The sequence below is a fragment of the Alteromonas sp. BMJM2 genome (genome assembly GCF_027257845.1).
Taxonomy (GTDB): domain Bacteria; phylum Pseudomonadota; class Gammaproteobacteria; order Enterobacterales; family Alteromonadaceae; genus Alteromonas.
In genome coordinates this window covers 1-24,068 of sequence record NZ_JAPVOT010000018.1, presented here as the reverse complement: position 1 = coordinate 24,068, position 24,068 = coordinate 1, and the positions used below count along the sequence as shown (strand labels likewise).

17 protein-coding genes are annotated in these 24,068 nt (G+C 42.4%); 8 read left to right on the top strand and 9 right to left on the bottom strand.

Features of this window, described 5'->3' with window-relative positions:
- Positions 1–299: 299 nt before the first annotated feature.
- Complete coding sequence (locus tag O9X84_RS15800) at positions 300–3,329, top strand: TonB-dependent receptor (RefSeq protein ID WP_269520653.1); 3,030 nt, start codon at positions 300–302, stop codon at positions 3,327–3,329.
- Between the two features lie 198 nt (positions 3,330–3,527).
- On the opposite strand, the gene O9X84_RS15795 is transcribed toward O9X84_RS15800, so the two are convergent.
- The gene (locus O9X84_RS15795; protein ID WP_269520652.1) at positions 3,528–4,142 is read right to left on the bottom strand and encodes a hypothetical protein; all 615 of its coding nucleotides are present in this window, start codon (positions 4,140–4,142) and stop codon (positions 3,528–3,530) included.
- Positions 4,143–4,403: 261 nt separating this feature from the next.
- Here O9X84_RS15795 and O9X84_RS15790 point away from each other — a divergent pair, with 261 nt between their 5' ends.
- The 3 genes from O9X84_RS15790 to O9X84_RS15780 all read left to right on the top strand — a co-directional run bounded on the left by O9X84_RS15790 (position 4,404) and on the right by O9X84_RS15780 (position 6,607).
- A complete protein-coding gene (locus tag O9X84_RS15790) occupies positions 4,404–5,378 on the top strand; it encodes a tyrosine-type recombinase/integrase (protein ID WP_269520651.1) in 975 nt (324 codons plus the stop codon).
- Between the two features lie 94 nt (positions 5,379–5,472).
- Positions 5,473–5,721 carry a helix-turn-helix transcriptional regulator gene (locus tag O9X84_RS15785; protein WP_269520650.1) on the top strand — a complete coding sequence of 83 codons (249 nt, stop codon included), beginning with the start codon at positions 5,473–5,475 and terminating at the stop codon, positions 5,719–5,721.
- Positions 5,722–5,857: 136 nt separating this feature from the next.
- Complete coding sequence (locus O9X84_RS15780; RefSeq protein ID WP_269520649.1) at positions 5,858–6,607, top strand: type II toxin-antitoxin system HipA family toxin; 750 nt, start codon at positions 5,858–5,860, stop codon at positions 6,605–6,607.
- Between the two features lie 72 nt (positions 6,608–6,679).
- On the opposite strand, the gene O9X84_RS15775 is transcribed toward O9X84_RS15780, so the two are convergent.
- The 5 genes from O9X84_RS15775 to O9X84_RS15755 all read right to left on the bottom strand — a co-directional run bounded on the left by O9X84_RS15775 (position 6,680) and on the right by O9X84_RS15755 (position 15,950).
- The gene (locus O9X84_RS15775) at positions 6,680–7,633 is read right to left on the bottom strand and encodes a DNA replication terminus site-binding protein (RefSeq protein ID WP_269520685.1); all 954 of its coding nucleotides are present in this window, start codon (positions 7,631–7,633) and stop codon (positions 6,680–6,682) included.
- A 254-nt stretch (positions 7,634–7,887) separates the two neighbouring features.
- A complete protein-coding gene (locus O9X84_RS15770; RefSeq protein ID WP_269520648.1) occupies positions 7,888–9,099 on the bottom strand; it encodes a hypothetical protein in 1,212 nt (403 codons plus the stop codon).
- Positions 9,100–9,135: 36 nt separating this feature from the next.
- A complete protein-coding gene (locus O9X84_RS15765) occupies positions 9,136–11,475 on the bottom strand; it encodes a bifunctional diguanylate cyclase/phosphodiesterase (protein WP_269520647.1) in 2,340 nt (779 codons plus the stop codon).
- Complete coding sequence (locus tag O9X84_RS15760) at positions 11,468–12,130, bottom strand: methylamine utilization protein (protein ID WP_269520646.1); 663 nt, start codon at positions 12,128–12,130, stop codon at positions 11,468–11,470. Before O9X84_RS15760 ends, O9X84_RS15765 begins: the two co-directional genes overlap by 8 nt.
- A gap of 505 nt (positions 12,131–12,635) precedes the next feature.
- A complete protein-coding gene (locus tag O9X84_RS15755) occupies positions 12,636–15,950 on the bottom strand; it encodes a glycosyl hydrolase (protein ID WP_269520645.1) in 3,315 nt (1,104 codons plus the stop codon).
- Positions 15,951–16,061: 111 nt separating this feature from the next.
- On the opposite strand from O9X84_RS15755, the gene O9X84_RS15750 reads away from it, so the two are divergent.
- Positions 16,062–18,620, top strand: coding sequence for a heparin lyase I family protein (locus O9X84_RS15750; protein ID WP_269520644.1), 2,559 nt, complete (start codon positions 16,062–16,064; stop codon positions 18,618–18,620).
- Positions 18,621–18,680: 60 nt separating this feature from the next.
- Positions 18,681–21,785, top strand: coding sequence for a glycoside hydrolase family 2 TIM barrel-domain containing protein (locus O9X84_RS15745; protein ID WP_269520643.1), 3,105 nt, complete (start codon positions 18,681–18,683; stop codon positions 21,783–21,785).
- 370 nt (positions 21,786–22,155) lie between these two features.
- Here the strand turns inward: O9X84_RS15745 and O9X84_RS15740 are convergent, their stop codons facing one another.
- The 3 genes from O9X84_RS15740 to O9X84_RS15730 form a co-directional block, all read right to left on the bottom strand.
- Complete coding sequence (locus O9X84_RS15740; protein ID WP_269520642.1) at positions 22,156–22,566, bottom strand: hypothetical protein; 411 nt, start codon at positions 22,564–22,566, stop codon at positions 22,156–22,158.
- Between the two features lie 97 nt (positions 22,567–22,663).
- A complete protein-coding gene (locus O9X84_RS15735; RefSeq protein ID WP_156085898.1) occupies positions 22,664–22,903 on the bottom strand; it encodes a DUF2442 domain-containing protein in 240 nt (79 codons plus the stop codon).
- Between the two features lie 4 nt (positions 22,904–22,907).
- Positions 22,908–23,165, bottom strand: a complete 258-nt coding sequence (locus tag O9X84_RS15730; protein WP_269520641.1) for a DUF4160 domain-containing protein — start codon at positions 23,163–23,165, stop codon at positions 22,908–22,910.
- 239 nt (positions 23,166–23,404) lie between these two features.
- Here O9X84_RS15730 and O9X84_RS15725 point away from each other — a divergent pair, with 239 nt between their 5' ends.
- A complete protein-coding gene (locus tag O9X84_RS15725; RefSeq protein WP_032095995.1) occupies positions 23,405–23,653 on the top strand; it encodes a type II toxin-antitoxin system Phd/YefM family antitoxin in 249 nt (82 codons plus the stop codon).
- Complete coding sequence (locus O9X84_RS15720) at positions 23,643–23,936, top strand: type II toxin-antitoxin system RelE family toxin (protein WP_007991254.1); 294 nt, start codon at positions 23,643–23,645, stop codon at positions 23,934–23,936. Before O9X84_RS15725 ends, O9X84_RS15720 begins: the two co-directional genes overlap by 11 nt.
- Positions 23,937–24,068: the final 132 nt, after the last annotated feature.

Here is a 24,068-nt window from a genome sequence, read left to right as displayed (position 1 = left end):
GTGCGTTGAAATAATAGTACTAACTGTGGAGAGTGTCTTCGTGTTGCGAATAACTTTACATTATCTTTACATAAATTAAGCAGCTGATACTAAGACTAAATATATTTTTTTGTCGTGAAAAATACAATTGTTAATGATCGGTAATGAAAGTGTGTGATTGGTGTTGATAAATATTTACTGTAAATGATTTTTAGTGTATTGATCGCGAATTAAGCTAATAGTCCCGAGACCAGCAGTCTTGAAGGCTACTTATTGCTTAAAAGACCTATTCATCAATAACGTATTCAAAAGGAACGTTTATGCGTATCAAATTTCCAAAAGCAGGTAGAGTAAGTGGTACTGCCTGTATACTATTTTCTATTGGGTCCCACTCTTTATTTGCTCAAGATCTTGAAAAAAGCCCAAGTTCATCTAGTGTTTCTAGCGATGATAATACTGAAATCATTGAAGTAAGAGGAGTTAGGTCGTCGCTGGAAACTGCACTTAATACAAAAAGAGAAGCGCCTTCAGTTGTTGACATTATTTCAGCCTCAGATATCGATAGCCTACCAGCATTAGACTTAGGTGAAGCACTACAAGCCATACCTGGTATTCAGTTGAATACTGATGATGGCCAACGCAATTCTGAAATTAATCTTCGAGGCTTGTCGGGAGGTTTTGTAAAAACTACTGCTGAAGGTCAATCTTTTGCTACGCCGAGCCGTAGCGAGGGCGAAGTGGGAGGTTCAAATCCATTCGGATCTTTTGAAGCAAGTGTTTTTGATGGTGTAACTGTTATTAAATCTCCTACTGCAGACATACAGGAAGGCGGTATTGCTGGAACTGTAGATCAGAAGCTACAGCAAGCTCTTTCCAAAACGAGTGATAAGTATTCTGTTAACTTAGGTGGTCGCTATGAAGAATTGACTGACAAATGGAATCAACAATTCAGATTTTCAGGTGTAAAACATCTAATTGAAGATAAGTTGGGCATTGCATTTAAGCTAGCCGGCTCTGAACAAATCTATCGTCGTGATACTGCGAACTATACTCAGTATTCAACATTAAATGAAATAGTGACACCTTCCCTAGCTGAGTATAAAGCCACACACGGTCTAGATGATAATGCAGTTATAAGAGCGATTACAAGAGCGGGTCAAGTTTCTGAAATTCAAAATGGTGACAGAATATCTGCAACAGCGAATATTGAGTATCGTGTAACCGATGACTTTAAACTCGGTATGCACTTTCTTTATACTAAACGCGACCTTACTGAAAGCAACTTTGAAGATGTCTCGTTTTCCGCAAGAAACCAAGTAGATGTAGCTAGCCAAGCGATAACGCCATTAGGCAAGCCAATTCAACTCAATAGCGAAGAAGATGGTACACCCGTATACGCTGTATCTCATGTACTAATAGAAAACGCTAACTGGGCGCCAGCTAACCGCCTGATGTCTTTTACAGAAACGGCCAAAGGAGCAATACTTTACGGCGATTATCTTACAAATGATTGGATACTGGATGGAAAGCTTACCTACTCCGAGTCACTTAACGAGTTCCAAAACCAAGGGCTAGATGTTCGACACACCACGAGACCAGGGCAGTATCGCGACCCCAATACGGGTGTAAGAACAAATTGGGCACCAACCGGTATCGATGTAGAGATAAACACAGGTAACGGTGATTTATCAAAAGCTTTCACAAATGCATCTGGATTTAATAATTTCGACTACAGCGGCGTATGGTCCAATGTAGACTTATCTGGCTTCAGCAGTCGATTAGATCCAAATAGTATAGGCTTTCGAGACGTAACGTTTTTCGTAAATGGTCGAGTAGATCGCCCAGAACGAGAGTTTAATAGCGCTGAATTTAATGCAAAGCGCTTTTTCGATTTGGGAAGTGACACTAGCAGACTAACTTCCTTAAAATTTGGTGTTTATCAATCCCAAGAAGAGCTAGTAAACACCGATCTGCGAATCGGTGCCGGTGGAATTAACACGCGTGCTTTAACGGAGGAGAATATTTTCAACGATGTGTTATTTGTGGATGCCCAGAACCCATATTTTAATGGAGACTTCCCAGGATACTTCGGCTCAGGGCAAGGCTGGCGGTCTCTAAACTCTCGAGGGTTAAAGACGCTTCTTCAAGATGGTCTAGAGAATATTGAAGGGGGTGTTATTGCCGACCCAACAGGTTTCTATGTAAGAACTCAAAATGGTATTAACCAATTGTTTGCTGATAATTTTAGCGTCGAACAAAAGATTCAGGCAGCTTATGTTATGAGTGAGTTCGACGGGGAGATAAGTAATTACAGCTATTCTGGGAACATCGGCATTAGATACGTCAAGACAAATAACGATATTGTTGGAGCAGGGTTAGAAAATGAAGCCCTTGTGGTTGTTCAGCGCGACACTGATTACTCACATACGCTACCATCCTTTAATTTAGCGTTAGAATTACATGAAGACGTTATTTTGCGGGGCGCATTTTATAAAGGAATTGTTCGGCCGAATTTACGCTCTCAAACACCTTCATCCTCACTGACTAACACTCCCTCTAGAGTCCAATTAGAACTCCCTAGCAGTGACGTAAAGCCATACACTTCGGATAACTACGATCTTTCTCTCGAGTGGTACAACCGAGACGGAAGTGCCATCTCAATAGGCGCTTTCAAAAAAGAAATAACGGGACTATTTCAACGGGAAACTATCTGTCCAGTCGGACAGGAGCTTCTATTTGGAAATGTTTTTGGTGAGCTGGAGTCTATTTCTGTGGCGGGTCAGTCATTGCCGTTATGTCAAGAAATCGCACCATTTGTAGCAGAAAATGGAGAGGTGCTCGATAATAGAACCGTTACTGTTAATCGTTCATTCAACAGCGATGATGTTATATCTGTTAACGGCTATGAATTGGCTGTTCAGCAAAAACTAGATTTTTTGCCATATCCTTGGAATGGTTTTGGTGGCGTTTTCAATTACACATACGTTAATACGGATCAGGGAGAGAGTACACGGATGACAGGTATTGCTCCGCGGTCTTATAACTTGATTGGCTATTGGGAAGATAGAGATGTGAGTATACGCCTGGCCTATAACTGGCAGGCTTCGAAATTATTGGATGTTGGCGGAAACACATCTTTCTTAGGAAGTGACTCAAGAGAGCAAACTTCTGGAGGAAGACTCGACTTATCTGCCTCCTACAAATTTTATGACGGCGCTAGGCTCAATTTCAGAGGATTCAATTTGAATAATAGACAAGAGTATGAATTTATTGGTGGTAATGAAGATGCCATATCTCGCGTTCGTTATGCCGGACGAATCTACGAAGTCAGTATTACCTATAGTTTTTAATCAAAGCTAATGGATAGTCACTTACAAGTTCGTGGCTATCCATATTTGTAGGAATAAAAAAAATTTAAGGCGGTAGATGTATGACAAGCTGGGCTTAAAATTAATTACAGACCGCCTTCACAAAGACTCAACAATAGTACTTCGCACCAACCGTCAGCGAAAACTTAAGCTTACAAAAAACCGGATACCGTAAGGTTGTTAAAGAAATTTTGAATCTTTAAATTGGTTAATATAGTTTTCTGTAGACTCAGCGAGCGCACTAACCTTTTTAGTTTTGCTGGCTTTGGCTTCTTTCCAACCGTCCATAAATGCACGTTCTATGGATAATAAAACCATTTTTTTGTCATTAGCCGTCAGCCTCTCTAACAGGCTGTAAATATAATTTTTATCTCCTTCGATAGAATTATTTGCAACTTGAATTCTTTCTTCTTTCCATTCTCGTTGTTGTGAGTAATTAGGATTTAACAAGTGATACAAGGCCTCATCAACAGTGTCAAAGTAGTGTTCCTGTTTCGCACTCATAATCCACTTATGGGTGCTTCCTTCAATTTGAAGAGTTTTCTTTTCCTTACTTTTCCTATACTTGTAACTGCGATATCTAACCCTCAATAATTCTATTTTTTCTTCACTGATAACACCCCGCATACTTCGAACGGCGTCACGAAGTGTAATGCTATTTAATACGCTGTTTGACACATCATCAGCGAACTTTCCACCATCGATATAATCATGTTGGTCTATTGTCGACATAAATGCACATAGAAGTGAGTCTCGATAAGCAATCCAAATAGGATCTGGCGTGGTTGAGGGCATAATTAACCAATTCCATAATTAGTGATTCAAGATGGTTTTCTCACTCTATCATGATGTATCACGATTTTTCCAGCGTAGAACCCTTGTCTCCATCAATTTAAAGTGTTACATCATGATTTTATATTAATTAGCTTCGCCCCCTATCCTACTGATTATTTAAAGCATGATGTAACACGTTTTATCTTTCGTTGTTCTACAAACGAATTTGTTCTATTATTCAATATAACCCAAATTATCTTAAATAATAAAAAGAGCGAATTTATGTCCTCCATGCTAATTCATGTCGATAATGTACCGATGGCGATCGCTGAGTCAGATCGCGACCGCGTCATAGAGAATTTACGTGAATTGAAAGATGACGTATGGGAACTCAAATCGGAAAACACGAAACGGGCTTATCAATATGACTTTAATCAGTACTTGGCATTCTGCAAAGATAACACGCTGCCGGCCATGGCCAGCGAAGTTAGCATCACAAAAGCATCGTGTCGGGCTTATCTAGACTATTTGATGTCTACCAAACTGAAGCATCACACCATACGCCGAAAAATTGCTTCAGTGCGCTATTTTATTGGTGTGAGCGAATTGCCCGACCCCTGGAAACAATCAAAACTCTTTGCCGAATACACCAATCATAAGATAAATCAAAAGCCCAGCCGTCAGTCTCAAGCAGCACCCATGCGTCTTGAAAACATCGATGCTATCAATGCAAAACTCGACACTGATTCTCTGATTGGATTACGTGACGCCGTCATCTTTAATACGGCCATTGATACCATTTTCAGGGCATCAAATCTTCTGGCTATCGATTTGGTGCATATCGATTTTAATAAGCAGCGCATTTTCGCTCCGCGCTCTAAAACCGATAAATCAGGTAAAGGCCAGTACGGATACATCTCAAAAACCACCATTGAATTGATTGGCAAATGGCTCACATTAACCGGCATTGTCGATGGTCCTTTATTAAGAAAACTATCCCCAAAGCAAACGGTGCAAGATACCGCGATGCAATACCATGCATTATTGGCCAGATATAAGAACTTAGCGTCCATACTCAATTTAGAATTCACACCAAGTTGTCATAGCACGCGGGTTGGTGGCGTAGTGACCATGTTTGAACGTGGCGTATCATTAGATCAGATTCAAAAAGCCGGTGGATGGACAAGTTCAGCGATGCCGATGCATTACGGTGAAGAATTTGATGTAACGAAAACAGGTATGGCGAACGTAAGGTAGTCTTTTTCATTCTTAGATTAAATGTACTTATATATGTACAATGCTGTGTGAAAATGTTATTTGTATATATATAGATACATTTGTAGTATGAGAAATGAGCAGAGAATCTATCGGTAATCAGCTAAAAGCAGAGCGAAAACATCACCGCATGACTCAGAATGATGTTGCCAACAAACTCAAAACAGGCCGTCCTCGGATCTCACAAATTGAGAACGGCCGTTATCAGGGATCACTGCAACTGCTTGAGCGTTACTTGACTCTAATGGGCTTAGAGTTAACAGCCACTCCCATTAATCACCGCCCGAAATTTGATGAACTTGGGGCAATTTACGATGACGACTAATTTAATTCTCGCAAGCTTACCCGAACAGGTTCTCCGACTGAGCGTTCATGTGGCCGGACAATAGTCTGGTATCTTAAATCGAACGGCCCAATTTAGCTATACACATACTAATGAAGATTTACCAGTATCGCTAACGATGCCTTATCAACCTGAGTCGTATACGCATGGCACACTGCATCCAATATTCACGCAGAATTTGCCTGAAGGGTATCTGCGTCGGTATATTTCTGAGAAGCTCATACGATACGCTAATGTAGATGATATGTACTTACTGGCGCTCATGGGGGAGAAAGGGATAGGCCACTTATCTTACGATGCCGGCATCACCCTTCCAGAGCCTGATCCCATCACCATCGATGACATACTGCACTGGTCTGACAAAGAAAGTTTATTCCCTCAACTACTGGACCGTTACTACTTAAATGGTATGGCATCCGGCGTTCAGCCTAAGGTAGTGGTATCCCGTTCGACTCTCTTGCAACAAGACGTTATTGTTAAAACCTTTGATGACGAATTCCCATTGCTGACAGTCAACGAGTTTGTTTGCATGAAATGCGCCGAGTACTGTGGTCTGGATATCCCCAAGGTATGGCTATCAGATGATTTGCAGCACTATGTGGTAGAGCGTTTTGACGTAGACAATGACGGAAATAAAATAGGTATCGAGGATTATGCTACGCTTATGGGGCGCACTGGAGACCAGAAATATTTAGGTAGCTATGAAAATGTGATGAAGGCAACACACCGAAATACACACTCCCCTGAAGAAGTTGAAAAGATGTTTAAGATTATTGCATTCAACTGCTTGATTGGAAACGGCGATGCGCACCTTAAAAACTTTTCATTGCAATACTCTACTAGTCAGTCAGTCAGACATACAACTTAGCCCAGTGTATGACGTTACCCACACGCTCTAGTAAAGCACTTGCATTCTCCTTATCGAGGGAACCTAACCAAGCTAGATTTTGGGTAATTGAGCTTCACGTTTTTTGTCCGCCTCTGTAATTGGCCTTGTATAAAGGTTCACGGTTTCATTCAAACATTCCCACGCGTGCCCTTTCCTATTCGCTTTGCGTTTTTGCGGCACATGGGCGCCTAACGGACGAATTGTGGGGACATCTTCAGAATTACACAAAATAATGGGCTGGGCAGCATTAATTGTATTGACCACTGGCTTACCATCCACTGCCCCGTAATACAGCGACAAATTCACCGATGCATTGCGTGTCTTGCGTATATAAAAGCGATGGGTGTGCTGGGTGTCCATAATGCGCGCTTTTACATCGTTCAGTTGTGTATCAGTAAGCCCAGACTTGCTGTTATACAGGTACAAAACGGCACGCTCTGGCGTAAGTCGCTGGTCTGCATTTTTATAGGCCCAATAAAAATTCACGCTTTTAAGGGTAGTATTGGTATCCGGGCGGCAGTTAATCACATCGATATGCCGATACAGCTGATACGAGATAATCTCGGCGCCACGATGCTGATGTAAGAACTCATGCTTTTGTAGATGATTGCGCCCGTGAGAGCCATCAGGCTTTCTATCCTGCACGCTATGCTTGATAGCCGTCTTTGTACTGTTAATGGCTATGACGGTATCAATGACGTCGTCATGGTTTTCAAGCAAAAGAATGCCAGGGTATTTGCCCGCAACGCGGCCTGAAATATCGTGAGAGGGACGATGGAAGCACTTTAAGGCATTAAGACAACGCATCTGTGCCTGAACATTGAACATGTCGCGATGGCCAAGCATAAGCTCACCGGCAGAGAACGCTTTGAAATCCTCTTTAGTCACGTCATCAATATTGGCAAAATATGCCGTGGGCGCCAACCGCATTTCGCTGTACAACGATTCATACAATTCATCCAATGTAGTAAGCAAACTATTAAAGCGCGCAAAGTCATTCACCATCACCACATACTCTTATCAATTAACATTACCTCTATTGTATTATATTTACAGACCACCTTCACTTAAAAACACCCATAAAACCCACCCGCGACAGCTCAATAGTGGCATCAACCCTGCAACTCCGCCCTGCCGAACCAGCCGAAGGCGCGCGCGAGTTGAGCAAGAGGGGCACCTCGGTGGTGGATGAGGGAAACCTATAAAATACACTTACTTGAAGGTGGTCTGTAATTTACTCATCGAAAGTACTAAACCTATTAGAAACGATATGACGCAACAAAGCGAGACTGCGTTTGAGTTTGGCTCAGGGGAATATCAAGTTGAACTCTGTTTTCTGCTTTATTTTCGTTTCGATGATACTCAGCGCCAAACTCCCAGTGATGGGTATATTGATAACGCCATGCTAGCGTAACGCCATACCCGTCACTGTTATTTTGATCAGCAGGCATAGAATCGTCTTCTCGAACATCAAACCAATCATAACGCAGGGTCACTGAATGCTTGTTTTGAGAATATCGCCCAGCAACATACCATGCAGTAAAGTCAGCTCTGACGATATTGGGGCCCATGTTTGTCGCCCCGTCCATAAATTGAAACATCAGACGCCATTGCCTATTGAAATTATGCTGTAGTGCTAGGGAATGAAATTTGGTGCGCCAGGCATACAAACGCGCCTGATTAATAGCGCTTGGATCGGCTCTATTGTCGTAAAAGTAGTATCGTGCTTCTGATGTTCGAAAATGGCGTAAATGAAATCCGACATAGCCTCCCCACCTTCCGTCAATTTCGGTGAAGGGTTCTACCCATGCGGGTGAATTGATTGCGTCTTCGCGAATAACACTTGGCAGCTTCGCAAAGTTTATTCTGTCTGAATGGAGACTTTGCCTGTCATGCATCGCAAAGCCGCGCCATGTCAGCAGAGAGCCTAGCGGATCGTTACCTTTAAACACACCGAATGTGGCTTCCCAACTCCAGGGGCTGCGACTCGCTCTACCATTTTCAAAAAAGCTAATTTCTCCACCTGCGTTTCTAAGCTCTTCGCCTATCCAGCTGTTAATAGCAGATTGTGTATAGGTATAAGGGGAAAGCCAGCCTTCGGCAACGTTTTCAATCGACATTGATGGGTAGAAAAAACCGAGTCTTGCCTTTACCTTAACCTTATTTGATGTCAGAGGTTTATAGCGCAGAAAACCCTGAGTAAAACCAATGTGATCTTCACCGTCTTCATACGCATTGAGCACGGCATCTACAGACCAATCGCTGTTTAAGTCGAAGTGGGTTCTAATGAAAGCCTGTTGCAGCTGAGTTCCCCCGCTTTCAGGCCGAAGAATACCAGTACCACTGTTTTGCCACGTTGTCAGTTTGTCGGCATCGACAATGGCGACTTCGACACGCCCAGACAGCACTTGTGCGCTAATTGGTGCACTGATAACTACACAAATCAATAACAATAGAATCCAGTATTTCACTGCCTTCCTTATTCAACGTTAGTACATTGCTAAAAATTAGCGAATGTCACTATGTGCTTCTAACCATGGCGTGATGTCTTTTGCAGGTAATGGCCGGCTTAAGTGAAACCCCTGAGCTGTCGAGCACCCCATATTGCGAAGTAATACCACCGAATCTTCATTTTCAACGCCTTCTGCAACCGTACTTAGCCCTAAGTTTTTAGCTAATGCGATCAGTGTTTTAACCATCACTTGGTCTTCTTCATTGGTAGCCAGCTCTAACACAAACGCTTTATCAATTTTAATCTCATCGACAGGCATTTTCTTCAGCTGTGCCATTGAAGAAAACCCAGTACCAAAGTCGTCGATCGAAAGCTTAATTCCCATTCGACTTAGCATGTTGAGCGCATTGATTGCCACTTCAGGATCGCCCATAACCGCACTTTCAGTTACTTCAAGAATGAGCTTGTCAGGTGGCATAGTAAATTCGGACAGCAGCGCCGACACGGTATGAGGAAGTGATAAGTCGGTGAGATCCACAGCAGAAATATTGACCGCCATTGCAATGTCCATTCCTACGCTTCGCCATTGTGCATATTGCTGGGCAGCTTGTCGCAGCGCCCAACTGGTTACATAGCGGATAGCGCCAGTTTGCTCAGCTAAAGGGATAAATTCATCTGGCGAAATAAAGCCATGGTCGGGGTGTATCCACCTGATCAAGCATTCAACGCTGTGAACCTTATCATTAGCCAACGCCATTTTCGGCTGATAGTACAACGTCAACTGACCCTGATTAAGTGCTTCTTTTAGCTCACTCATTAGCCGCAATCGCAGCACTGAGAACGTATTTAGTTCTTCATGATAGAGTACGTAAGGCTTATGGGAATCTTTGCTGGCATGAAGCGCAATATCTGCCGCCTGCATCAGTTCACTTGGCTGAGTGCCATGGTTGTTGTACCGGGCTCCACCAATACTGACGTTTATGTTTAGCGAAAGTGAGTTAATGTTGAAAGCACCGCTAAACATACTTGCCAGTTCTTCCATCAACTGCTCAACATTTCCATCTTCAGTGTCGATGACAGCAAACTCGTTTCCACCTAAACGTGCTATAAATATATTGTCGCGACAACCGCTGCGTAATCGCTCTCCTACCAAAGCGAGTAACTTGTCACCCGTACTGTGACCAATAGTGTCGTTTATTTCTTTAAATCGAGCTATATCAATGAGCACAACCGCAAACATATTACTCGGATAAAGCGTTATCTGCTCTTCAAGTAATTGAATAAAGCGGTTACGATTAGGCAGAGACGTTACGCTGTCATAAAATGCCAGCCTTTCTATCTCGTGCTCTCTTTTAACAATTGCGCTTTGCATCGAGCTTATGGCATTAGACAACTTGTTAACCTCGGCGGCACCTTCCTCTGGAAACTGGTTAACATGCAATCCTTGGCGGATTTTCTCAGTTAATCCTATTAACATAAGAATTGGCTTGGTAATACTGTTAGAAATCAACATTGCTGCCATTAGCGTAACGATGGCAACCACAACCAGCAAACCGATTAAACGCCCTAACAAGCTGTTGTATGACAGGTAGGCGTTACTTTCTACCGTAGATAGCATAAGTAGTATAGTTGCGCTTTGGGTACTGCCTAACGCACTAACAAAATAAACATAGTGATCACTGGAGAGGTAAGCATCCTGTAAGTCGTTGCTCTCACTCATCAGCACATTCGAAAACTCTTTTTGAATGGCACTATGATAGCTAGACGCTAAATAAGTAAATGAGTTTTGTGTTTCACGCAGTAGGCTGACGTCCATCGTGGTGAGACGCGTTAGGTCATCGTTTATCAATCCCGCAATAGGCTTAGCAAATATTAACCACGCCATGGCATCTCTGGAACGTGGCGTGTTTTTCACAGCAACCGATTTGGCTAGGAAAATATTATCGTCTATCTCTGCCCACGTAATACCATCTACGGCGAGCCTCTCAACATCCACACTTTTTATTGATGTGAAGCCCTTTGATGTAGATAACACCTTACCTTGACTGTCAATCACGGCAAATTCTTCTGCACCAAAGCGATCTGCAAAGTTACGCATGCCAAGCGTTAGTGACTGCGCTTGAGTATCTGCGCTTAAAATTAAACCTTTAACACTGAAATCTGCTGCTAAGTTGGTTGCGGAGGATTGCAATACATTAGCCACATCTCGAATATAGTCGTTTATTACTCGACTCGATGTCTCGGCATTCGTTTTCAACAGTCCAGTTGAATGAGTGAATGTGGCTTGCTGGACGATATACAAGGTAAATAGCACGACCACTAAAACGATAGTTAAAAAACTTACCATTAATGTCGTGCGCAAATTTAAGGCGCGGCCAAACAAAGTTTTAATCATATTCGGTAAAGCCCTCCACTGCATCATATTCAACAAGACTGGGTAATAAAGGCGAAAACAAAGAAAAGCTTACGGTAATATCATCATTACCAACGTTTATTTTCGACATTCTCGCGGTGTCGCTTTCTGACAGTCTTGGGTGCCAAATAGACATCGTATAGTCGCCGTCGGGGACTGTTATGGTCGCTTTGCCTTCACTGTTGGATTGTGCGAAATACGGTGTATCTGCAACATAAATATATCCCAGCATCCAATCATGTACGTTACACCCAAGCTCCACCACACCAGGGGTATTGAATAATTGAGGTTCCACCTCTAATTCACTGTAAAGCTTTAACTCAAACGTTTTCGCAGGTGAGAACGAATAAACATGATGTTGAACATTATCGGAATTAGGGAAATCAACCTTGGTGCCTTGCTGTACCACCAATGTGTGGGGAACGAACTCTCTATTTATTTGATCCATGATTGCTATCGCTGGCTTAGTCTTAGCTACCTTCGACATATCGGTACTGTGTAAAAGAGCAACGATATTAGTGAGCGGCTTTCCTTGATTGTCTGCGATATATATCGAGACTTGCGCAGCATGCAGCGAAAACGAGCAGCCAGTTAATATTAAGATAATTACACTTAGTGAGGCGGATAAGTAGGTCACACAGCTTTCCTGTTAAAATACGTTATATATAAAGAACGGTTAAGTGCAATTTTATTTTCATTAATTAAGACCAGCTATCTTTTACTGTACATCTTCTCCGCGAAAAGAAAGCAAGGCATTCATACCGTACTACAAAAAAGCAACTTTATTCACAATAAAATAAAGTGGCGTATTAATAATAGTGAACGTCTTAGACGCCAAAAAAAGAAGGTGTTTACTTGTAAATACCGAAAGTACCTTAAGGAGGGTAAGCGACTCACGAATCCGCTCTACAAATGAACAAAATCTCGCATTAGGTAAAACTTTTGTACTTTCTACTTTTTATAAAATGTTCTATCTAAAGAGGTAAGTATAGTACCTAAATGTCTTTTGATAACTTATTTTATAAGTTCCTAAACACGAACATTTTTATAGAGCTCACCCGACTCTACACAATAGCTACACGCCCATTGTAAAAAAATGGGTGGAATATAGTTCCACCCATTGCCATTTTTACCTCACCATCTTAGTTTTGCTTTATCGTTAAAAGCCGAACTGGTCCAATCAAGCCAGATGCCTGTAATTTTTTAGGTTGTTTTGCAAAGAAATTAAAACCAGTAAATGTGACACGCTCACTTTCAGGAGCCGGTCTATTCTCGACTAACCAAGGAACTGTATCACCTGTCATTGAGTAACCACTGGTGTCTTGAAGAGCTTCATCACCAATCAGTCGATTTACCCACGTATTTGTCACTTTTATCTCTAGGCTGTTTGCACCCAGTTGCACTGCGCTTCGAATATCTAGCACAAAAGGCGGCTTCCATAATGTATCAAAAGACTGTCCGTTCACAGTTACTTCTGCAATTTGTTGAACATCCCCAAGATCAAGATAAAGAGATGACATACTGCTCAAGTACTCGCTATCCACTTGGAAAGAAGTTTGATATCTAGCAGTGCCTGAGTAATGCTTAATGCCTTCTATTTCACTGTCAGTCCAATCTATAAGTGAATCAAACGTCACCTCACCTGGCCCAGCCCACGCTTTGTCAAATTTTACATTCCATGGCTTAGCAAATGTATTAATAATATTGTGGTCACTTTTTCGAGCGTAAATATCATTAACTATTTCGCTGTGAGAGCCATTGTATTTGGGGCTTTTATCATCACGTCTAACGAGAACAAACCTCGATGCAAATGGCTCAAGCGGCAGCTTGGCTTTTAAGCCCGAGTCGGTTATTTGGTAATCTTGAACTTGTTCTATGGTTCCATCGTCCACATTCCAAATCTCCGGCGTTCCATTGCCATCACGAAGGGTGATTTCAACATTTTTGAAATCAGGATCATCGTTATAGAAATAGTAAAGATCGTTCTGTCCTATACGTCGGTGTGCAAAAAACTGCGCTGGCACGCCGTCAATTTCCATATCAGCTCTCATCCCTAACTCATTAATTGAGTCACCTAATGAGTAGCTGCTCACAATTCCTTTTTTATAACGGTTTATTTGATGTGCTTGTCCTTCCTCTGAACCCCAAAGTGCATTTACAATTTGGTCAAACTCCTTTTGCTTCGCCCACTCACTGTAACCAATAACACGTTGTGGCCTCTCTCCAATAACCGTCGCACCCGCCCCCACTAATTCTTTGATTCGCTCTAGTGTTTTAAAGTGCATGAAATCTGTTCTGTGTAAATGTAACGCTTTGTATGTTGTTCCCTCGGGAAGCACTAAGAGGCCGTCTTTAACACTTACACGATTAAGCAGAACATCCGTGTTCGTGTAATCATAGCCAAAACCTTTAGGTACATTAGTGTTGTTTTTATTACCGACTCGAAGAGGCGCAACGTCGCCTAAATGAACAAGAAAATCTGCGGCGGGAACGCCTTGCTGAAGTAAATAAGATCCCCTTGCCAAATATTTAAACCATGTCTTGCCGCCGTTATTCCACCACGTTTGTGTTCTATCGATATGAGACCCAATGGAGTCCATGGTCATACCAGGCTTTACATGATTATTAGGTTGATGAGCAAACCTATGGAACATAGTTTCGTTAATTCCCCTCGCCCACATTTCGTCGCCATAATGCTTGTAAAAATAAGGGTGGCCATACCAATTTACGGTGTTAATTGATGTGAATGATTCAGCCGAAACTACTTTTTTTCCATAAATATGTGCTGAAGATATGGCAGCCATAATGCGACCATTGTACTCTGTTTCCCGTACCCAAAACTCACCCATCAAGCGGTCTGCCTTTCCACCCGCGGCCAGTTCATCGAAAGGGCCCCATCCATAGGGCTCAATATATGTTTCAAGTCCATACTCATTTGCAAGACGAGTAAATTCTCCAAAATAGTTCTCAACCATCAGATCAGATTGATGCTGTCTAAGCTCTTGTAGAACGGCTCCCGTATGCTCAGGAGATTCGATAACCCTTCCAGTCATTACCGGTAACCACGGAATAAGGTCGTAGCCGAATTGCTGTTGAAAGCTCTCTGCTATGTCATCAGTCCAATTTTGACCACCCACTTCGTAGCTATCAACTTCAACCGTTTTTAATGATTCGATACCAGCATCTTTGGCATCTGTTACTATTTTCCCGACAAATTGTTCAAAATGATGTCGTAATGCTTCTGCATTAAACTTATCAACTTCCAGTCCTTCACCCTCAACGGTAGCTGGTACATTGAAAGCCCCAGTGCTGGTAAAGCCAAAACGCAAAACTTGCCAGTCGCCTTCTGGAAGCTCTACACCCTTGGCAGGCAAGTCGCCTTGATTCAACACTAGAATATCATCGCGCTTGATTATGGCACCAGGCGCTATACTCGGTGTCAAACTCAGTTTTCCTCGCTCCATTGAATTCATTGAAAGCCAGTCGTCTATGCGCGGTGTTGACCACAAATCAAAACGCTTAATGGCAATTGGCTTATCAAATACAACCCGAAAGAACTTTGCTTTAAAACCATCATTATCCTTAGAAACGAGTTGTGGGCTGAATGCCCACATCCTAGCGCCTGTTCTTGGCCTACGGAGTTTCTCTACAACGTTACGAAAATGTATACCGTCATGGGATATGAGAAGGGCGGCATCACCATGTCGGTTCGGTGTTTCAATCTGAAGGCTCCGAAGAGAAGATGGAGAATCCAATTCCACCTGTACCCAATAAACACCTTCTTCATTTTTAGAAAATGTGAGTTCCGTATCCCAATCACTGTCTTTTAACACACTGGTATCAAGTGAACTGTCTGAAACGGTAATCTGTCCATTTTGGAAACTATTATCTGACGAAAACTTATTTCTTGGGATAGCTATGACAGCAATATCTCGGTACAGCTGCTCCGCGTATCCCGGTTGAGGAGGAATTAATGTTTGCCCGCCACTTATACTTGTTTCTGACCACGTAAGTCGCTTCATTGATTGTTCAGGTGTTACCCATGGTCCACCGCTAGATGTCCAACCATCAGAATTGTGTATACCAAACTCAATTCCTTGTTTATCAGCTTCAGCTGCAGCATGGACCAGATGTTTATTGAACTCATCGGTTCCAAACCTAATAGGGCCTCGAGATGAGAAAGGTACGTTGCGTCTGTGCACATGAAAGAAGATAGCGCCACCGATGCCAGCTTCTCGCATAGCGTTAAAATCTTCGGTGAGTCCTTCTTGCGTTATATTTCCATTCATCGCATGCATCCATGTCTTAGGAAGATACGATGGCTCTGGCATTGCAAACTCTGATTCAAGGGTCGTCTGAGCTAATGATGATGAGGCTACTGCTATACAGCCTATAAGTGTGAAAACATGTAGCTTCACGGTTCTTTTTAACAATTTATCAAATTGATTTTGATTCATATTGACTATTTTTGTTACATTGTGATTACATATGAACGAATATACATCACCGTTGCCACTTGTTAAAGAGAGCAAAGAGGCAATGGTGATACCTAATGAGATTAAAATCGCATGAAGACAAGAAACGAAGCCGCATCCCAAAGTTTCCCAGCCGCGGGGCTCCTCAAAAGTGCAGCTATTGGGCTTACAATAAGTTTTTTAACCATAGCATGTGCCCCAACAGAGGCAGCGAAAGAATTCATACCAGAAAACGATTTTTATAAACAAAGAGCCGCGTTTATTGCGACACACTCTAAAAACGACAACGTTTTTTCAGCATTGAAGGGACAAATCGAGCCTAAAAATCCTGAGAGTGCACAATATTGGCAGTGGCGAATTGATCAGTACATGTATGGGCAATATCCAGAATATCAGCCAATTTATGATGCATTTAAAGCAGGAAGAGAATTTGAAGATATTTACCCCTTAGTAAAAGAAGACTTCGGTGCTAAAGCACCTTTACTTGACTCTCTTCCAGCGTTACCAGAGGGTCACTTTACTGAAAATTTACCAGGTAATCCTCATCGAGGTTGGCAATATCTCGATGGCGATACACTATATATCACCTACCAGGGGCATCTTACCGACCCTTATATTACATCCTATAACTTAACATCGAAAAAGTGGCAAAAACCTCTCAAAGCGGCTGAAAGCACATTGTCCAAAGGCAATAGGAAAATTGATAGTCACGGACGTCCAATCATAGAAATGGATGACAGAGGTTACCTTCACATTGTTTACGGAGGACATGGCGGCGAAAGAGAAGACGGTTTAAACCCATTGTCGATCGATACTCCTCATGCAGGTGGAAGAATGCTACACGTGGTTTCCAAAAAACCGCGTGATATAAGTGAGTTTGAATACGTTGATGATATTTCTCCTTTTGCGTCTTATACCAAAAGCTACAAAATGGGGAACGGCGACATTTACTTATTTACCCGTGCCGGAACACATAAATCTCCTTGGGTATATTACAAAATGCCAGCGGGTTCTAAACGATTTGAAGACCCCGTAGTTATTACGTGGCCCACGCCGCAATCGGGCAACCCAATTAATGTTGACACTTTTTATATCAATCCACTAAAGATATCTGATACCGAAATAGCGATCAGTTTTTTATGGCATGAATGCAACTTTCTTGAATATCACGACAAAGAAACTTATGCCCGTATCAACGCTTATTACATGCGATTAGATACTTCCAGCGGACTATTCTATAACGCTCAAGATGAAACGATTGACATTCCCGTGACCATTAATATGGCGAACGAAAAAATGCTAGCGTTCGATTCAACAGACAAAGAGGAAACACCTTTCGGCACGTCCCCACTCATATTGGAAGATGGTAAACCGGCGGTAGCTTATGAAGCCCGAACCAAGTCTTTCCGTGAGCAGCGAATGGCGGTCTTTAACGATGGTCAGTGGCAACACAGTTTGCCTTTGCCTAATACGGTTAATAGAACGCTTAGCGACAAAGACAACAAGACTATTTCAGATATTCTAAGCTTGGAAACATTGAGTACCGATCCCGATAGACACACTGGCGTTGCAGTCTATCGTGATGCGGAAGAAGTAACCCACTTTGCAACTGTAGAAAGTGCTAACGGAACGGGCTGGAACGTATTGGAAGAACATGTAGCGCTAAAAAACACTCGGATTCAAATGGAAGGGATAAAGGACAACAATGGGCATAATCTAGGGGTTATATTAAATATTAAAAAAGGGGCATCGCAGCGTTTATACCTTTGGCATGATGGAGGATTTCAAACGCCCGCTAAACCACGCGCAGTTGATGATAGTTTGTCTGCCACCGCCCCCCTGATTTATGAATCGTTTGAAAATGCAGGTTGGAACGCCGCTTACCCGCTTGGCTTTACACCAGGATTAGACAGCGCATTATCAAAAAACTTCATGTTTAATCAGCTACAAACAAACTCCGCATTTTCGGTGGAACAAGAGATTGTACGAAACGGGAAATACGCCGCAAAACTGCACTGGAAACACGAAAAGCCTGCAACTTATAACGGAAACCCAAAAAAGTTAGATAATGTGGATAGAAAAGCGATGTTTCATGGCTTTAAAACCAGCAAGGTATTAGGCGCTGAAGCGTGGTACGGCTTTAGCTTTTATTTTCCGAGTGACGGCACAACAAGTGAGCCCAACGATTGGCTATTTTTTCAAATTCACGGTAGTGCAGATAAACGATTGAAAGAGCATTCCCGCAATCCTCCCTTTAGCCTTACACTCACAGAACAAGGAATGAAAGGTAATTGGAAATGGGATCCATATGAGTTAAGCCCTACAAGAAATGGGGACGGCACGGAACATTTCGAGATCCCAGGGTCGAAGCAGGACTACTTAGACCGATGGGTTGACTTTGTACTGCATGTGAAAGTTGACTATACCGACGCAAGAACGGGCTTAATAGAGCTTTGGGTAGATGGCGAAAAAATGCTGGATAAAGAAAATATCCGATTTGGGTATAACGATGATAAAGGCATCTACCCTTCATGGGGTATGTACTTTAATGGCGACCTAAGCGGTATGCAAAATGACCACTATCTGTATTTGGATGAAATACGTATGACTGATTCCGAGCATGCCTCATATAAGGATGTCGCTCCCAATTAAAGGTCTAGAATAACTTCTTTAGCGACCCCACTGGATTTAGATTTGTCAGGATCAAATTGTATGTTGCAATCTTTAACATCATTGCCAAGAGCGAAGACTTTTCACCATCTCATTATGAGTGTCATTATTTTTATCGGTTTGCTTGCAGCGGACGATACTTTTGCCGCCCAGGATAGCAGGCAATATATTGATTTCAACAATGACTGGAAATTTCATTTAAGCGATAACCGTATTTATAAAGAGCCGACTTTCAACGACAGCGGTTGGACATTACTCAATGTTCCTCATGACTATATATTCGAGGAGGGCGTGAACAAAGCGGGAACCCAGGGCCAGTCTGGCGGCTATCACGGCGGCGGAACTGCTTGGTATAGGAAGCACTTCACATTCAAAAATGACTGGCAAGATAAACAAGTGTGGCTTCAGTTTGAAGGCGTTTATATGAATAGCGAGGTCTGGATAAACGGACACTTTCTAGGAAAACGTCCCTATGGCTATATCAGCTTCCAATATGAGCTCACTAAATTTCTCAACAAAGAAAACAACGTAATTAGCGTGCGCGTTGACAATGAGCTTCAACCCTCTGCGCGTTGGTACCACCCGGGCGGAATTTACGCACCGGTTAAGCTTGCTATACTCAATCCTACACATATTGAACATAACTCTTTATTCGTAAATACGCCGTTAGTTGGAGAGCGTACAGAGGTTGAAACTAGTTTTCAGTTGAACGTGCAACCAAACGATAAAGATGATTTTTCAATTCAATATCGCGTGCTTGATCAAGAAGGGACCGAGCGTTTTTCACACGAGCAGACGCTGAAAGACATAAAGAGTGATCACAACTACACATTTTCTTTTGACTTGAACAACGCACAATTGTGGAAACCACATGACGCATATTTATACGACCTTGATATTGTACTAAAGAAAGACAATGTGCCAGTAGATACTGATAGCGTTAAGTTTGGTATCCGGCACATCGAATGGGAAACAGATACCGGTTTTTGGATAAACGGCGAAAATGTCAAGATTCAGGGCGTTGCCGAACATTATGAGGGCGGACCTGTAGGAGGTGCTTGGACAAAGCCTCTTTTGCGATGGAAGCTAAGCCTTTTAAAAAATATGGGTGTAAACGCCATTCGTACCGGCCACAATCCCTACCCCACCATGTTCTACGAACTTTGTGACGAACTGGGCATAATGGTTATGGATGAAGTGTTCGATGGATGGAAACAAAAAGCACGTCACGACTACGGCAGATATCATTTCGATGAGTGGTGGGAGAAAGACTTAACCGAGTGGGTAACCCGCAATAGAAATCACCCTTCAATAATCATTTATAGCGTGGGTAACGAAACTCACGGCGAAATTGTTACGGAACTCGCTGCAGCCGTGAAAAAGCACGACCCTACCCGACTGGTGACCTCCGGTTCAACGAACAAAGAAGGGCTAGACGTAGTAGGTATTAACGGAGGCTCGGAAAGTAAGAGCTTTTTTGAACGACGTTTTGAAAAGCCATTCGTATCAACAGAAGCACCACACACGTGGCAAACTAGAGGATACTATCGTACTCAGACTTGGTGGCGTGACGGTCCGAAAAACGATACGTTCGAGCTACCTAACATTACTAATAAAGAAATATTTTTCTACGATTGGAAAGACCCAAAAAACTGGTCGAATCAAAAGCAACACCTTAATTCTTCGTACGATAACGCAACCGTGCGTATTAGTGCGCGTCAAAACTGGGAATTAGCCCGTGATTTACCGCATCATGCAGGACACTTTCGTTGGACAGGTTTTGATTACCATGGTGAAGCTGGCTTAGCACATGGAGGCTGGCCTTACATTGCATTTATGGGCGGCGCACTTGATCTTGCAGGCTTTAAGAAAGATCTTTTTCACTTTTATCGAAGCCAATGGCTCGATGAACCCTCACTCCATATATTTCCCAGTTGGACACATCCAACTATGAAGGAAGGCACTGAGATTCCAGTATGGGTGTATTCGAACCTCGATGAAGTCGAGTTGTTTCTCAATGGCAAATCTCTTGGTCGTGATAAGCCAGGTAAACAAGCCAATAAAATGCAAGTAGAGTGGCTCGTTCCATGGACACCAGGTTCGATAAGGGCAGTAGGTTATAAAAACGGTCAAAAAATCTTAGAGAAAGAGTTTAAAACCGCTGACTCCCCTATTGGTTTAAGACACAGCATTGACACTTATGCAGCTGAAGGTGGTTTTAATACTGCGAAAGTAATCACCACTGAAACTATTGACGATGAAAATAACTTTTATCCTTATGGAAGCCATAAAACTTATTACCATTTCAGTGAAGGCTTAAAGGTAAAAGCCCTTGAAAACGGCTCTCCTTACGAGCACACCAACCGCGTTAAATCTAATTACCGGCACTTATTTATGGGTAAAAACAGGGCGTTTATTGAAGTGACTTATCCAGATGCCAGTGAATTTGTAACAATAGGCGCAATAGTAGGTGATGAAGCTTTAAGGCTATCAAGTAAAGTTGCCATTGATGTACAAGCTATTGCCATTACTGACGCTGCCAACATCACTTCTCAAAAAATAGAAGTTTTTTATAGTGTAAACAGTAACAATGCAGCCAACATGAAAGCGTATTTAACTCCGTTCAATGTAGATGATGGAGATACGGTATACGCCAATATATTTGTAAACGGTAGACTTGAAATGCAAATGACGCAAAAATTTGGTAAAGGTGTTGGTCTTTTTTGGGGCGATGAGAACTCAGCGGACATGTGGATTGGGCGCGGCTTGTCATTACAAGGCGAAGACGCTGAATATGGCAAGGGTGCTGGGGCAGTGAGAGGTGCTCATGGAGTTCACGGTGGCGCTTACGGAACATTTAATAATAAAGAAGGTACGATGTATTGGTATCACGAAAACGATGGCGCTGAGGGAGAATATAAAGCTGTATTTAGGTACACACACAACGACACAGAATCAAAACGTCCACTTGCTATTTTTATCAACGATAAAAAAGCAGCAATGGTTGAATTTGAACCGACAGGAAGTTGGGACAGCAAGTGGGGACATCAAGCAGTAAGCTTCACATTGGTAAAGGGTGCTAACCATATAGAATTTAGAACAGTAGGTGAAAGCGGCCCTAATATCGACCAATTTACGCTTGAGTAAAACGAACGCCGAGCGACCATAAGCAAATTGCTGATGGTCGCTCTTGAAAGGCTGCTCATCAGCAAAAAAAGGATGGGGCGTTTCGCTTAGAGAATTACAACTACTGCTATGTGCCAAAAGATGTCGTTGAGTTTAAACAATTTTAACGGCAGCTGTGTACGTGAAGTTGCCGTTGGCTAATTGCAAAATTTTGGCTGCTAAGAGTGAATTGCAGACAATGAGAAAGCCCATTGATAATGTCCGCTGATCCGACAAAGCGGTAATAACTATAGCGCCATCTTTCGACGGGTTGCAGGTCCAAATCGAACATTAACACCTTGGATAAGCGACATTTTGGCGCTCTTCCAAAACGTCCGTCTTTATGTTTTTGTTAGCTTTCATTGTTCAAACAACCTTTCGATTTAGTGTCTATTATTTCGTGAATTTGTATTATTTCCACTTCTCTATCAGACATACCTAAGTGACCAAACCTGCCTCTATTCGAAATATTGATATCAGCATCTAAGTAAATTTCAAATACGCCATTTTTTCTAGTTCCTTTAGTCTTCTCATTAAATTCATAAAAAAGGCGATTAATAAAACTGCTTTCGTCTATAGCAATCCACCATGATTCTTCAGAGCCACATGGTTTAAAAAATCTACTTTCGAAACCTAAATATACAACACCTTGCATCCGAGACGGATTACTGTAAACGGGACCGGTCACCCAAATCTGTGCATATAAAACTACAATTAAAAAAGTGACAACTGAAAAAGTGACTAGACCTAGTTTGTTACTCATTTGAAAGCTAACTTTAAGCTAAGCGGCGCAGTTGCGTGGGGCATAATGGCGAAGCCGCCCCGCGTAAATGCGTCCGAACGACCGAAGGGAGTGAACTTTAGCGCCTTGTTATGTGACGTTTTAAGAACTCAGGCGCTAGATCAGCACCATTCGGCCAAACCACTGTCTCTAATTCTGGGTCTACAGCAACTTTAGAAAAAAACGAAGAGTCCTTCAGAGGTTCAAAGACACTGCCAGATAACTTGTTTTCTAAATTGACTTCTCCAGCTGTACCATCGTCAAATGTTACCCACAGTTTAAAGCCGTCCAGATATTTTGCGTTTCTAACGTGAAGCATAGTTTTACTCCAATGGTGCAATGTAGTTTAGCGGTTCGCCATTTTGAGCCTTATGCCAATTATCTTCTAGTTCGGCTCGATGCTCTGAAAGCCATTCCTGAACGAATTTTGTGGCTCTATTAGGAAGCTCCCCTTCAAGTATTGAGCCGTCAAAGGCAAAGAGTGCCTCGTAACCAGAATATTTAGCATGAAAATGGGGAGGATTATGATCGTTAAAATACATTGCGATAATAATTCCATAGAACCGGCTAATTACGGGCATGGTTTGGTTGACTCCTTTAAACGGCGTAAATGCTATTCTATACGGTTTATCGCGAAATGAAAAAGTGAGTCACATAACACCCGCATAACGGGCAAAAATATGTAGGCTACAATACCAAGCGAAGCGCTGGGAGCCTACGTATTTTTGTCCCAGCGAACGTAGTGAGCGAGTTTATGCGCTTGTTAAACCAACAATGATAGCCTAAAATGACCTAATTAAAGACCTTTTAGGAGACCGTTATGGCGGCTAGAGTTTTGGCTGAAGTTGCTGCAAGTATTACAGAACTAAAAGCAAACCCTATGAAAGTTGCGAGCAGTGCATATGGCGATCCTGTCGCCATATTGAATAGGAATGAACCCGCATTCTATTGTGTCCCAGCTGAGATTTACGAAAAAATGATGGATCGTTTGGAGGATCTGGAACTACTACAGCTTGTTAAAGAAAGGCAAGGTGAAGAAAGCGTTTCGGTAAATTTGGATGACCTATAAATTAGAGTTTAAAAGAAGCGCCCTAAAAGAATGGAATAAGCTTGGTAGTACTTTGCAGCAGCAATTGAAGAAGAAGTTAGCAGAGAGGTTAAAAACACCGCACGTAGCCCCAGATAGAGTGTTAGGTGCCGATAATGTTTATAAAATAAAATTACGTCAATCAGGATATAGGTTGGTGTATCAGGTACTTGATGACGTAGTAGTAGTTACAGTGCTTGCAGTGGGAAAACGCGAAAGAAATGAGGCTTACAAAAAAGCATTAAAGAGACTTGATGCTGAATAAGGGTTTAACTTTTAAATAAGGGGCGCAGGCGCGCAGGGCATACTGGCGAAGCCGCCCTGCGTGTATGCGTCCCAGCCCGCGCAGCGGGCGAACTTAATTTTTTTGTTATGTGCCTGCACACTTTCTACTGCC

Excerpts from the sequence above, each read along its gene's own strand:
- O9X84_RS15800 (WP_269520653.1), top strand. The coding sequence starts at position 300 with ATGCGTATCAAATTTCCAAAAGCAGGTAGAGTAAGTGGTACTGCCTGT.
- O9X84_RS15795 (WP_269520652.1), bottom strand. The coding sequence starts at position 4,142 with ATGCCCTCAACCACGCCAGATCCTATTTGGATTGCTTATCGAGACTCA.
- O9X84_RS15790 (WP_269520651.1), top strand. The coding sequence starts at position 4,404 with ATGTCCTCCATGCTAATTCATGTCGATAATGTACCGATGGCGATCGCT.
- O9X84_RS15785 (WP_269520650.1), top strand. The coding sequence starts at position 5,473 with ATGAGCAGAGAATCTATCGGTAATCAGCTAAAAGCAGAGCGAAAACAT.
- O9X84_RS15780 (WP_269520649.1), top strand. The coding sequence starts at position 5,858 with ATGCCTTATCAACCTGAGTCGTATACGCATGGCACACTGCATCCAATA.
- O9X84_RS15775 (WP_269520685.1), bottom strand. The coding sequence starts at position 7,633 with ATGGTGAATGACTTTGCGCGCTTTAATAGTTTGCTTACTACATTGGAT.
- O9X84_RS15765 (WP_269520647.1), bottom strand. The coding sequence starts at position 11,475 with ATGATTAAAACTTTGTTTGGCCGCGCCTTAAATTTGCGCACGACATTA.
- O9X84_RS15755 (WP_269520645.1), bottom strand. The coding sequence starts at position 15,950 with ATGAATCAAAATCAATTTGATAAATTGTTAAAAAGAACCGTGAAGCTA.
- O9X84_RS15750 (WP_269520644.1), top strand. The coding sequence starts at position 16,062 with ATGAAGACAAGAAACGAAGCCGCATCCCAAAGTTTCCCAGCCGCGGGG.
- O9X84_RS15745 (WP_269520643.1), top strand. The coding sequence starts at position 18,681 with ATGTTGCAATCTTTAACATCATTGCCAAGAGCGAAGACTTTTCACCAT.
- O9X84_RS15740 (WP_269520642.1), bottom strand. The coding sequence starts at position 22,566 with ATGAGTAACAAACTAGGTCTAGTCACTTTTTCAGTTGTCACTTTTTTA.
- O9X84_RS15735 (WP_156085898.1), bottom strand. The coding sequence starts at position 22,903 with ATGCTTCACGTTAGAAACGCAAAATATCTGGACGGCTTTAAACTGTGG.
- O9X84_RS15730 (WP_269520641.1), bottom strand. The coding sequence starts at position 23,165 with ATGCCCGTAATTAGCCGGTTCTATGGAATTATTATCGCAATGTATTTT.
- O9X84_RS15725 (WP_032095995.1), top strand. The coding sequence starts at position 23,405 with ATGGCGGCTAGAGTTTTGGCTGAAGTTGCTGCAAGTATTACAGAACTA.
- O9X84_RS15720 (WP_007991254.1), top strand. The coding sequence starts at position 23,643 with ATGACCTATAAATTAGAGTTTAAAAGAAGCGCCCTAAAAGAATGGAAT.